11 protein-coding genes are annotated in these 13057 nt (G+C 52.5%); 10 read left to right on the forward strand and 1 reads right to left on the reverse strand.

Annotation, left to right across the window (positions count from 1 at the left end; genetic code table 11):
- Nucleotides 1-47: 47 nt before the first annotated feature.
- A complete protein-coding gene (locus tag M0Q23_00820; protein MCK9527191.1) occupies nt 48-734 on the reverse strand; it encodes a Crp/Fnr family transcriptional regulator in 687 nt (228 codons plus the stop codon).
- Between the two features lie 442 nt (nt 735-1176).
- Between M0Q23_00820 and M0Q23_00825 the strand changes: the two genes are divergently transcribed.
- From M0Q23_00825 to M0Q23_00870, 10 genes are all read left to right on the forward strand, one after another.
- Nucleotides 1177-1386, forward strand: coding sequence for a helix-turn-helix domain-containing protein (locus M0Q23_00825; GenBank protein MCK9527192.1), 210 nt, complete (start codon nt 1177-1179; stop codon nt 1384-1386).
- Nucleotides 1383-1562, forward strand: coding sequence for a hypothetical protein (locus M0Q23_00830; protein MCK9527193.1), 180 nt, complete (start codon nt 1383-1385; stop codon nt 1560-1562). The genes M0Q23_00825 and M0Q23_00830 overlap by 4 nt, the downstream gene beginning before the upstream one ends.
- Before the next feature lie 26 nt (nt 1563-1588).
- Entirely contained in the window at nt 1589-3868 is a 2280-nt protein-coding gene (locus M0Q23_00835; protein ID MCK9527194.1) for a DEAD/DEAH box helicase family protein, read from the forward strand.
- Nucleotides 3869-3877: 9 nt separating this feature from the next.
- Nucleotides 3878-5545, forward strand: coding sequence for a type I restriction-modification system subunit M (locus tag M0Q23_00840; GenBank protein ID MCK9527195.1), 1668 nt, complete (start codon nt 3878-3880; stop codon nt 5543-5545).
- Nucleotides 5538-6701, forward strand: coding sequence for a PDDEXK nuclease domain-containing protein (locus M0Q23_00845; protein ID MCK9527196.1), 1164 nt, complete (start codon nt 5538-5540; stop codon nt 6699-6701). Before M0Q23_00840 ends, M0Q23_00845 begins: the two co-directional genes overlap by 8 nt.
- Before the next feature lie 66 nt (nt 6702-6767).
- Nucleotides 6768-8036, forward strand: a complete 1269-nt coding sequence (locus M0Q23_00850) for a restriction endonuclease subunit S (protein MCK9527197.1) — start codon at nt 6768-6770, stop codon at nt 8034-8036.
- Nucleotides 8033-8854: a DUF3800 domain-containing protein gene (locus M0Q23_00855; GenBank protein MCK9527198.1), complete on the forward strand. Its 822-nt coding sequence runs from the start codon at nt 8033-8035 to the stop codon at nt 8852-8854. Before M0Q23_00850 ends, M0Q23_00855 begins: the two co-directional genes overlap by 4 nt.
- Before the next feature lie 208 nt (nt 8855-9062).
- Nucleotides 9063-10109, forward strand: a complete 1047-nt coding sequence (locus M0Q23_00860; GenBank protein MCK9527199.1) for a virulence RhuM family protein — start codon at nt 9063-9065, stop codon at nt 10107-10109.
- A gap of 56 nt (nt 10110-10165) precedes the next feature.
- The gene (locus tag M0Q23_00865) at nt 10166-11800 is read left to right on the forward strand and encodes a DUF3696 domain-containing protein (GenBank protein MCK9527200.1); all 1635 of its coding nucleotides are present in this window, start codon (nt 10166-10168) and stop codon (nt 11798-11800) included.
- A complete protein-coding gene (locus M0Q23_00870; protein MCK9527201.1) occupies nt 11797-12792 on the forward strand; it encodes a hypothetical protein in 996 nt (331 codons plus the stop codon). Before M0Q23_00865 ends, M0Q23_00870 begins: the two co-directional genes overlap by 4 nt.
- Nucleotides 12793-13057: the final 265 nt, after the last annotated feature.

Genomic DNA, 13057 nt, shown 5'->3' on the forward strand with positions numbered 1-13057 from the left:
GGTCGCTGCACCCTATCATCTTTCGCCGGTGAGTGAGGCTCCGGTCTCTATTTGACGCGTCGCTTCAGACGCAGCATGTTGTGTATGGTAAAGGTGCCGCCCTGCACGGTTATCAGCCCCTTTTCCCGGAGAACACGCAGCCCTTTGTTGATGCTTTCACGGGAAGCACCCACCATTCTGGCCAGATCCGACTGGGTGAGAGGAAGTTCGAAGGATCCCACGTTCTGCTCTTCGTTGCCGTGTTCTTCGACCAACTGAAGCAATTTTTTTGCCAGCCTTCCGGAAACATTGAGGAAACAGGTGTCCTGGAGGAAGTCGTCAGTCTTTCTGAGGCGAAGTGAAAGCGATGTGAGGATCGCTTGAATCGCGGCCGGGTTGTTCTGAAGAAAAGCGACAAAATCGGTCCGGTTGAGCACACACAGTTCCGAGTCTTCACATGCCACGGCGTCGGCCGACCGGGGCATGCCGTCCAGCAGAGCCATTTCACCAAAAAAATCACTGTCCGAAAAAACGGCCAGCACCACTTCCTCACCCAGCGGCGAGGGCGGGGGAAGAACAATCTTTATTGAGCCCCGGATAATAACGTAGAGTGTGGTTCCTTCGTCACCCTTGTTAAAAAGAACTTCGTTTTTTTTGATGCTCTGCCGTTGTATGGAACTGACAAGCCGTGCCTTGTCTGCGGCTGACAAGGCCTGAAAAAGGGGAATATTCACCAGCAGGGCATCCGGAGACATGACTGAATTCCCTCCATGGATTTCGTTTTCTTATATATATTCGTCATTTTATAGCCAGTATTGCCCGGCCGGTCAAGCACAGAGATCATGGGAAGCGCCCCAACTCGGAAAAACCCTTTGACAGGCACTCCGACTTTCGTATACTGTATGCCAGTCCGTCCTGTTCGGGCCCGATGGAAGCCAATGGGGCTATCCTGCACCGCACTTTTTTCAAAGCCGTCAGGACTGATGGTCCCGTAAAAAGTCGAAAAACATCTGGTTGAGGATGGCTTCGTAAAAAGCTCCGCAGGCAAGGCGCGCAAATCCTGAGGAATGAGGCGTACTTAGCGGTACGCCGCAGTGACGAAGGATGCAGCGCAACGCAGCATCCGGACTTTTTACGAAGCCATCAGGACTGAGGCTGTTCAGGATGGGACGAGACCATGCGCGACTGGAGTCAGTGATGGAAGATCGATGGCTTTCCGTAGATGAGATCGCGGCCTATCTCGGCATCAAGCGGGATACGGTCTACAAATGGATATCTGAAAAGCAAATGCCGGCGTACCGGATGGGCCGCCTCTGGAAATTCCGCAAAGAAGAGGTGGACGAGTGGGTAAAAACAGGGGGAGCAGCGGAGTCCGATTCTCAGAATCCGGATACGGGAAAGAAATGAAGGATGTTCTGCTGACATTTACAGGATTTCATGACCTTTATTTCAAGGGATTGGTTGACCGGGAGGAACAGCCTGGCCCCATCCTCTCTCCTGACCAGACGCTCATTCGATCATATATTTCTCTTCGATACTTCAAACACAGAAACCTTGCGGATTATTTCCCTCAGTGGCAGTGATCGGCCGAGATTTCAGGAGGAGGCCCGTGAAGGATTATTCTTCTGAAGCAGATGCAAGAATTGTAATCGACGATCTGCTCCGCCAAGCAGGGTGGAACCCCGCCGACAAGTCGCAGGTGCTAACCGAGGTCTCCGTTCGCGATGCAACTTCGACCGTTATCGAATTCTTTACACCCCATGGAAACGAGCCCGTCTGGGAATCGAAAGGCGGATATGGTATGTCCACCGGTCGTGCTGACTACCTCTTGCTTGATCAGCGCGGTCGTCCCCTTAGCATCATAGAGGCAAAGCGCACGGCCATAGATCCATATACGGCCAAACAACAGGCACTGCCGTATGCCAAAACAATCGGCGCGCCGTTCATCTTTCTTACGAATGGTGAACTCATCTATTTTTGGGACTACGGCAACGACGACGCCCGTATCGTAAATTCCTTTTTTTCCCGCCGTGATCTTGAGCGTTTGGTCGAAATGCGCGCAACTCGCAGGCCGCTCGCGGCGGTAGAAATGCCCGAGTATTACCTTCGTCAGGGTGAGACCCGGCAGGTGCGGCCCTACCAGCGCGAAACAATGCAGGCTCTGGACCACGCTGTGGAACTCGGCAAGCGCCGTTTTCTGATTGAACTCCCCACCGGCACAGGCAAGACGGATCTCGTCTCCATCTATATCAAGCGGCTCATCCAGGCCGGATGCGCCGAGCGCATTTTGTTCCTGGTAGACAGGGAGCAACTCGCCAAACAGGCGCTCGAAGCCATTCAGGACATTCTGAACCAGCACAGCAGCTACTGGTTACGTCCGGGCATGGTCCGGCAGGAACAACAGATTACGGTCTGTCTGCTCCAGACCATGATCAGCCGCTACACGGAATTCACCAGTGGCTATTTCGACGTGGTCATAGCCGATGAATGTCACCGTTCCATCTATGGCTCCTGGCAGATCGCGCTCACGCATTTTGATGCGTTTCACATAGGGCTGACTGCAACCCCATCGGCCTATATCGAGCGGAACACTTTCCAGTTCTACCAGTGCCGTGACGGCCAGCCGGATTTCGCCTTTCCGATCCTGCAGGCGTTTCGGGACGGTTATCTGGTGCCGTACAAATTTGCCACCGGCATCACCCAAATCCTTGCTGAAGGGGCACAGGTCGATGAGCAAACATACGACCCGTCCGAATTTGAACGCAAATGGACCAACAAAGACTCTAACAGGAAAATGATGCAGGAGTTCGACCGGCTCGCCTGGAAAAACTATCAAGAGTTGGCTCCCGGTCAAAAAACCGGGCCCGGCAAGACCATCGTTTTTGCCATCACGAAGCACCATGCCGCAAGACTGGCCTATTTCCTGAACGAACTGCATCCTGAGCTCAAGGGCCAGTATGCCGAGGTTATCACGAGCGACGTTGCCAACGCCGACGATCTCATCCGCAAGTTCAAACGAGAAGAATATCCGCAGGTAGCTGTTAGTGTAGGTATGCTGGACACAGGCTTCAACTGCCGGGAGGTCCTTCACTTGGTCATGTGCCGCCGGGTACGCAGTCCCATCCTCTACCAACAGATGAGGGGGCGCGGAACGCGCACGGCAGATCATATCCAGAAGCAAAAATTCGTTATCTACGACTTCTTTGGTAACCACGACTACTTCAACGATAGCGATACCGACATTTTCACCGGTATCGGTATCGGATATGCTCCTGGCGGCGAACGCAAGCCACCCAAACCGCCAGGCGACCTTGTCGAACTTGGCCTCGAGGACGAGTGGCTCCACGCAGTCACGTATGTGGAGGTGGGGTCGGAGGGTGAGCGAGTCGACAAGCGCGACTATGTCACCATGTGGGAAACAAGCGTTCAAACCGCTGTGAAGGATGACCCGATCATCCAGAAAATCCGGAAGGAAGAATTGCTCACCGAAGACGAGGAGAGGGCTCTGGCTGACCGGTTAAACCGGCCGGCAATGTATTTCAACGAGGAGAACCTTCGCCGGGCCTATCGCCGGCCGGGCGGCAACCTGATCGACTTTATCAAGGCCGCCCTTGGCAGGTTCAGGATCAAACCTCACGAAGAAGAATTGACCGAGAATTTCCAGGCCTGGCTGGTGGCAAAATCGCTCACACCCCGGCAGGCGCAGTACCTGTCACTTCTCAAGAACCGCGGTATCGCCCGCGGCTGCATTGAACTGGACGATTTGTTCGAGCCGCCGCTTTCCAATGTAAATGCGGCAGAACTGGGCGTTGAGCTCTTCGGCGAGAAGGGGCTCAAGGAAATAATCCAGGATTTGAACGATTCCGTCTTCACGGAGACGAGCGCATAAGGAGTAGCGATGAACCAGGATTTGCGCAGAAAATTGAACCGGATCACCGACATCCTCTGGGCCGGCGGTGTGACCAATCCGGTTACCTATATCGAGCAGATTTCGTATCTGATTTACCTCAAGCTGTTAGACGAGGAGGAATCCAGCCGCGAACTTAAACAGCGGCTTATGGGAAAACAGGCCAACGGTAACGGCAGACTGCTCTACCCCAAACAGGCCGAGCGTTTCCGCTGGTCCAAGTGGCGCTTCAAGAGCGGCACAGACCTGCGTGACTTCGTGCGCGACCAGGTTTTTCCCTACATGGCTTCGCTGGTGAAGGAGGAGCCGCAGATCGCCGAATATTTTCGCGACGCCGTGCTGGAGATTATCGATCCCAACGTGCTCAAACAAGTGGTGGATGAGATCGACGGAATCGACTTTGCCAAGCTCGGCACCGATGTCAAGGGTGACATCTTCGAATATCTGCTGACCCACCTGGGGCAGTCTGCTTTAAACGGCCAGTTCCGAACGCCCCGCCAGATCCGAACCATGATGGTCGAGATGATTGACCCCAACCTCGGGGATACAATCTACGATCCGGCGTGCGGTACCGGCGGCTTCCTCATCGATGCCATCGAGTACATCCTGGCCAGATACTCCACCGAACCTCAGGAAGTGCCCATCTACGGCGAGGAGTGGCTGGAAAAGCGCGACCAGTCCATCAAGGAAGCAAAGAAGGACATCCCGACACTGCAGACCTATCGAAAGGGTCCGGGCGAAAAGGTTCCCAATTGGGGGCTTTTGGAGCGGTCCATCTATGGTATCGATGTATCGCGTCAGATGATGCGCATCGCCATGATGAACCTGGTGCTGCACGGCATCCGCCAGGCCAACGTCAAGCGTGCCAATACGCTTTCCGACATGGGCGGCCTTACCGAGGACGATCTGAACCGTCGCTACAAAGTGATCTTTTCCAATCCTCCCTTTGCCGGTGTCCTTCCCAAAGAATCGATCCGTAAAGACCTGCCCACCAACTCCAAGAAGAGCGAGCTACTCTTTCTGGGCGTAATGATGGAGGCTCTGGCTCCGAACGGACAGTGTGCCGTGGTGGTGCCCGAGGGGCTGCTTTTCGGTTCCACTGCGGCCCATAAAGAGCTGCGGCGCAAGCTGATCGAGGATTTCGACTTGCTGGCCGTGGTTTCCCTGCCCGCCGGGGTGTTCAAACCCTACGCGGGAGTTAAAACCGGCGTTCTGGTCTTCCGGAGGCCGGCTTCAGGCACTAAAAAGGACAAAAAGACCAAACACAAGGAAAAGGTCTGGTTCTACGAGGTGCGTGCGGACGGCTTTGACCCGGACAAGATTTCCGGCGGTGGCCGACCTGAAACGCCTGACCGCAATGACATTCCAGATCTACTAAACGAGTGGAAGGCCTACAAGGAATCCAAGTTTTCGAATCCGCCGGGTGTTGAAGCCGGAACCCTTTTACAGTCCGATTCCGAAGAGCCCCGCTGCTGGTGGGCAAGCATCAAAACCGTCACGGAAAACGATTACAACCTCGCTGCAGGTCGCTACAAACCCCAGGTTGCCGAGAAAATCCCAGAGGGAGATCCCGCCGAACTTATTCGGGATGTGCTGCAAATCGAACGCGAGATCACCGAGGGGTTGGAGAAACTGCTTCGGGAAGTGGAAAATGGATAATCACAAAGAACATAAACTGAGTGTAAAGGCGGCTGAACGCTTAGAGCGTGGCAGAAAACGGAAAGGGGTGGCCATGCCGGTTCCCTCGACGCATGTTGGGCTGCCGGCAGAGTATGGCTCCCTACTGTCGGACATCAAGCACCGCATTGCCGACATCCGTCTTCAGGTAGCCCTGTCAGCCAATGCAGCAATGGTCATACTCTACTGGGACATCGGCCGGGCTATTTTACAACTTCAGGCCGCCAAGGGCTGGGGCGCCAAAGTGATTGACCGCTTGTCCGCCGACCTGCGAGAGGCGTTTCCCGATATGAAAGGGCTTTCCCCTCGTAACCTCAAGTATATGCGGGCTTTTGCCGACGCCTGGCCCGACCGGACAATTGTGCAGCAGCTTGCTGCACAAATTCCCTGGGCCCACAACTGTCTCCTGTTGGACCGCTTTGAAGACTCCAGCACCCGACGCTGGTACATCCAGGCAACCATTGAGAACGGTTGGAGTCGACATATCCTGTCGCAGCAAATTGATCGCCAAGCGCACAAACGCCAAGGCAAAGCGGTTCATAACTTCGCCTTAACCCTACCGCCCGCCGACTCGGACCTGGCCAGGCAAGTTTTCAAAGATCCGTATTTGTTCGACTTCCTTGGAACGGCCGATCCTCGTCGCGAGCGCGAGGTCGAGCAAGCACTGGTGGATCATGTGCAAAAATTCCTGTTGGAACTTGGCGCTGGATTCTCCTTCGTCGGGCGGCAGGTGCATCTGGAGTTTTCGGATAGCGATTACTATCTTGATCTGTTGTTCTATCATTTGAAGTTGCGTTGTTTTATTGTCGTAGAACTCAAAGCCGTACCGTTCGAGCCGGAGTTCGTCGGCAAGCTCAATATGTACTTGTCGGCCGTTGATGACCTTTTGCGCCATCCCGATGACAAACCGAGCATCGGATTGCTACTTTGCAAGGGCAAGAACAGGATCAAGGCCGAATATGCCCTGCGCGACTTCGGCAAACCCATGGGTGTGGCCGACTGGCAGAAACAACTCGCCGAAAGCCTGCCCGGCGACCTGAAGACCAGTTTGCCCAGTGTCGAGGAGATCGAAGCGGAACTGAGTGGCCTGGCGAGAGAGAAGCGAAAGAAACCGCGCAACCCCAAGGTTGATGATTGAAAGAAGGCCTATGCAACCGGCGAATAAAAATATCAGATCAAAGATGTTCGAAGCGGAGGCAGTCGAATGAGGTGGCCAACACGAACTTTAGGTCAAATCGCTACCATCACCGGAGGGAGTACCCCAAGCCGTACTCAAGAAGAGTATTGGAACGGATCAATTCTATGGCTTACTCCGACCGACCTCCCAATGCCTGGCAAAGGCATTGCCGATGTGAGTGACACGGCAGGCAAAATTACTGAGGAAGGGTTAGCTGCAATCTCCGCACAGCTTCTTCCTGTCGGGACTGTGTTGTTCTCTTCTCGTGCAACAATTGGAAAACTTGGAATCTCAAGACTCCCTCTCGCCACGAATCAGGGTTTTGCCAATTTCATTCCTAAGAATTTTGTTGATGCAAAATATCTTGCTTACTGTTTGCTACACTATACGGCCGAAATCACCGCTTTAGCTGGATCAACTACTTTCAAAGAAGTTACCAAGACTGCATTAAAGAAATTTAAAATTCCTCTTCCCGCTCTTTCCGAGCAACGCCGTATTGTGGAAATCCTCGATCAGGCGGATCAGCTGCGTAAAAAACGCGCCGAAGCCGACGCCAAAGCCGCCCGCATCCTCCCCGCCCTCTTCTACAAAATGTTCGGCGATCCGGCCACGAATCCGAAAGGGTGGCCTATCGATGTTCTTTCTAAGCTGGTAAAAGTACAAGGAGGATATGCATTTAAAAATGCAGATTTTGTGGAAGAAGGTGTTTTGCTAGTGCGCATTGGTAACATAAATTGTGGAGAAGTTGTTTCCACAATTAATTCAGCTCATTTACCGTCATTTTTTTGTGAGGAGCATACAAACTACTTCATACACAATGGTGATCTTCTAATAGCTTTGACCGGAGCTACAACAGGAAAATTGGGAAGATTTTGGCTTAAAGAACCTGCATTGCTTAATCAGCGTGTGGGTAGGTTCCAACCATTAACAAAAGAAAAAGAAATAATTAATTATTTACACCTTTTTATGGAAACAGATTATGCGCAAAATTATATTTGGCAGTATGCAAGAGGGTTTGGACAACCCAACATTGCACCTCGACAAATTGAATCAATGCTAGTCCCAGTTCCACCAGCAGAACTTATCCATAAGTTTTCAGTTTTTTGTGATAAGCTCATAAAAAAAATTAAAAACCATAAACCCGCAAAAGAAAAATTAGAAACCTTATATGCTCTCCTACTTCACCGCGCCTTTATCGGCGATCTGACCTCCAAATGGCGCGAGGCGCATATGAAGGAACTTCTGACGGAAATGGAGACACAGGCCAAAGCGTTGAACGTGAGGATGGGATCATGAAATTCTGCTATTTCGATGAAAGCGGTATGGGTGAAGAACCCTATCTCGTGATCGCGGGGATTATAGTTGATGCCACTCGAATGCACGTCACCAAAGACGCTTGGGCGAATTTTCTCGGATATCTCTCGAAGGCGGCAGGAAGACGGATAGAAGAATTCCACTCTCGTGAGTTTTATCGTGGTAATGGGGTTTGGCACGGCACCGATGGAGCTAACCGGGCACGGATTATCGAGGCGGTTTTCAATTGGGTTGAAAACAGAAAGCACAAGTGCGTGTTCAGCGGAATAGATAAGGAAGAGTACGAGAAGAAATTTGCGAGGGATGAACGGCTCAAACAGTTTAAATCTAAGTGGTGTGCCGCTGCCATGCATTGTACCCTTCAGGTGCAGAAGCAGCATCAGCGTGAGGCCAAGACCAAAGGCCATAGTGTTCTGATCTTTGACCGGGAGGTTTCAGAAGAAACCGACTTCAGCCTGCTCATCCATAAGTCGCCTCAATGGATCGATACCTTCTACGGGCGGGAAAAGAAGCAAACTGCTCTGAATCAGGTTGTGGATGTTCCGTTTTTTGCGGATTCGAAACACATCCTTTTGGCTCAAGTCGCGGATCTGTTTGCTTACATTTTAAGGACTTGGGCCGAAATTAAGGATGGATTGCTAAAAGAGAAATACAAGGATGAAGGCGACAAAATGAGGGACTGGTCGGAGCGAATCGCCCCAATAGCCCACCCGCGTTCGAGTCGCTATCTCGTAAGGGGGCGCTGCAAAGCCGCGCAACTGTTCTGGGACCTTGCGCCATCATCTTTAAGGCAACTGTGATAGGGAGATGACATGCTGACTGCCTTACGAATTGGAAATTTCAAGGCCTTTGCCGAAACGCAGCGGATTCCGGCCCGTCCCTTGCTCCTGACCTATGGGACGAACAGTTCGGGTAAAACAAACCGCGGACCACTTGAAAAGCAAGAAAGGGAATAACCAGTGAAATCCATTTTCTTGTATTCAGTGGCCCAAACATAAAGAGCACCTCATGACCAATCTGTCCGTAAAACCCAATTCTTCAGAGATCGTTCTTTACCAGACCGAGGACGGCCGCACACGCATCCAGGTCCGGCTGGAGGATGAGACGGTCTGGCTGACGCAGAAGCTCATGGCAGAACTGTTCCAGAAGGATGTGCGGACCATCAACGAACATATCCGCAACATATTTGCGGAAGGGGAGTTGTCGCCGGAATCAGTTATCCGGAATTTCCGGATAACTGCCGCAGACGGCAAAACATATGATACCCAGCATTATAACCTGGATGTCATTATTTCCGTCGGCTATCGGGTGAAATCCCACCGAGGCACCCAGTTCCGCATCTGGGCCACCCAGAGGCTTCGGGAATACATCGTCAAGGGGTTCACCCTGGATGACGAGCGGCTCAAGCAGGCGGGCGGCGGCAACTATTTCGATGAACTTCTGGCCCGCATCCGGGACATCCGCGCCTCGGAAAAGGTCTTCTGGCGCAAGGTGCTCGATATTTACGCCACCAGCATTGACTATGACCCCAACACGGATACGTCCCGCCGTTTCTTCCAGATCGTTCAGAACAAGATGCACTGGGCCGCTGTCGGCCACACCGCCGCCGAGATCATCGCCGCCCGTGCCAATGCTAACAAGCCGCACATGGGGCTGACCTCCTGGACCGGGATCAGACCGACCCGGGAGGATATCGAAGTCGCCAAGAACTACCTGAGCGCAGAGGAACTGGACACGCTCAACCGGATTGTGGCTATGTACCTCGATTTTGCCGAACTTCAAGCCTTGAGCCGCAGGCCCATGTACATGAAGGACTGGATCGCCAAACTGGATGAATTTCTCAAGGTCAGCGAGCGGGATATACTTACCCATGCGGGTAAAATAAGCCACGAGGAGGCCGTTGAAAAGGCAAGGATTGAATATGAAAAATTCCGCAAACAGGCGCTGGAAGAACTCTCCCCGGTGGAACGACACTTTATCGAAGCGGTGAAGGAAGTGAAGAAACTGGAAAGGAATAAACCACGAACCACACAAAAAACACGAAAAAGAAAATAAAGGACGCGATCTTCGGTCGAGTATTTCGAGTATTTCGTGGTTCAAAAGAGGTTTTTATGCTGACTGTCTTACGAATTGGAAATTTCAAGGCCTTTGCCGAAACGCAGCGGATTCCTGTCCGTCCCTTGACCCTGATCTATGGGGCGAACAGTTCCGGGAAATCGAGCGTGCTGCACAGCCTGATTCTCGCCCGTCATGCGCAGGAGACGGGCGATCTGGATGTTCATCGTACCAATGTAGGCGGCGAATCGGTGGATCTGGGTGGGTTCCGTCAGTATGTTCATAGGCGTGAGGCCAATCGCCGGGTCGGGTGGGCCATGGACCTGGATACGAGTTCATTCAAGGACCGGCTCGCAGAAATTTTCGCGCCCGTAAAGCAGGTCACGATGATTCTCAACCTGGGTATCAGCCTGGACGATCAGGACCGCCCACTCCCGGAGTCAGTCCCTGAAATCCACACTTATGAACTTCTCGCTGATGGCCAGAGCCTTCTCCGGATGAGCCGCCGCAGAGACGGTAAACTTCAGCTCGACCGCTTGGATCACGAACATCCTGTTTTTCAGGAAGTTATAAAGGCGATGGTCATGCTTTCTACCACGACCGAAACGATTCACCCGAAGGACTTTGAGAGTCTTGACAAGGCGATTGCCGAGCTTGTCCCAGAGGTGGTGGCAAAGAGCACGCAGTTTTTGCCGGACGGATTGGCGGAATCAAATGTCTTCAGCCCGGGTGGTCAGGCCAGGCTTTTTACGATCAGCAAAGCCCACAGAAAGGAGGAGTTGAGCGCGGCAGTGCGTTCTTTCCTTCCCCGCAAGATCGACGAAATTTTAAGAGGTGTTGGGCAGGTGGTCGCGGGTGAACTATCGCGGCTCAGATACTTGGGACCACTGCGATCTTATCCGCCGCGCCATCTGGCCTTTTCTCAACACCATGATCCGAACTGGTATGCCGGCGGGGGCTACGCGTGGGACGTGATTCGTCGTGACGCAAGTGTTCGGAAACTGGTTAATGAATGGCTCTCCGCGCCTGATCGACTCCAGACGCCATACGAGCTTCGTATACGCCATCTGCTAACAATTGACGACCTTGATGCGGATTACACCAAAGTAATTGAAACACTGGAACAGAGATTTGCCAGCGATGAACCTTATGACTGGGATCTTTTCGGTGAAATCTATTCTGCACTGGAGAAAATTAAACAGAACGAAGCAAGGCTCACCGAAGTCCATGAACTCAATCTCGTCGATATGAGAAGTAATACGGTTGTCAGTCATCGAGATGTAGGAATTGGTGTGAGCCAAGTACTACCCGTACTGGTGACTTCTTATGCTTCGAAACACCAGATCGTCGCTATCGAGCAACCGGAAATCCATTTGCACCCAGCGCTCCAGGCCGACTTGGGAGACGTGTTCATCCAATCTGCGCTTGGCCCAGGCAGGAACAGGTTCCTGATTGAAACGCATAGCGAACACTTGCTTTTGCGCGTAATGCGTCGGATGCGTGAAACCAGCAACGACGAACTGTCTGAAGGAGTTCCACCTATCACTCCGAAGGACGTGTGTGTGTTGTTTGTACAGCCGAAAGGAACATCATCAGCAGTGCGCCATCTGGAATTGGATGAAGAGGGTCAACTCCTTGACGCGTGGCCGGGCGGCTTCTTTGAAGAAGGCTACCGGGAACGGTTTGCATGAAGGAGGAACTGTCTGTGCTTTATGAATTTGCCATGACGCCTGACCTGTTCGACGCATCCGTAGCCAACTCAGACGGCAGAGCAAGCATTATTCTGGTCGAACTTTTGCGGGGGATAGCCGAAAACGGCCTATTGGCAACCCTCCATAAGGATCGGTGGTTACGTCATGTAACAAAGAAGCGGGCAACGACGCTTTCACCCGCATTGAAAGATAAAGTCCTTACATGTCTTTCAGTGCTGCATGATCGGCATCGGCTGGTTCGACATCCGAAGTGCATGGCTGGCGATCCCGGCAATGATAAAGAATGGTTGAACCTGGCCTTCGACTCGCATGACCGGATTCCCTTTCACGCCATTGTCCTGAGCCAACCGTTAATAGACGGTTGCGGACGCGAATGCGATGCCTTGGTCGAGTTCTTTGGTTCTTTGGATTCAGCGCGGTGGAACAGTCGACGGAAGAGGACATTGCCGCTGACCAAATCGAATGCCGACTACCGCGCCGCTCTTGCTCCGATATTGCGTCATGCGAAATCCCTGGCGCTTATCGACCCCTGGCTGAACTCGCATGAATCACGCTACCTCGACACGGTTACCATCTGTTCGAATGTTTTTGGACAAAGAGGACATGCCAGGCTTCAAGGGCGTATCGATATCCATGCGGAGGCGAACAAACAGAAGCCCGATGGCCAGACCGTTGCAGACCACCTCGCCGCCTGGGAACAAAAGCTTAGGCCGCTGATAGCGGTGGATGGCCATCGATTTAGGGTGTTTCTCTGGGAATCTTTACCTGGTTCTGAGTCGATGCATGACCGCTTTATCCTGACGGATCAATGTGGCATTTCTGCTCCCGGCGGACTGGATTGTCGAAGTCACTCCCATGCCAATAGAACGGACTGGAGCCTGCTTGATGAGGATGTAAGACAACGACACTGGAACGAGTACGACCCCTCTGTGAGTCCCTTCAAGTTGCTGGGGAATAGGGAGATTTCATGATGATAGTTAAGCGCAGTCCGGTGGGAAGGTTCACAAAGAGATGACTAACGAGGATATAGCAAGATTCTTCAATAACGCGAGACCCCGCATTCAAGGGTAACCTGAACCCGCGCGATCCCCAGGTCAAGGGATGGTGCCGTACGCGTCAGCATTTCCGGATCAGTTCCGAGCACAGAATTCTACTTTCTCGTCAGTGACACAAGATATGATGAGAACTTTGAACAATTTCTGCCTTCCCTGTTTCTCCCTTCGGGGCACTTTTTTC

It is taken from the genome of Syntrophales bacterium (assembly GCA_023228425.1).
Taxonomy (GTDB): domain Bacteria; phylum Desulfobacterota; class Syntrophia; order Syntrophales; family UBA2210; genus MLS-D.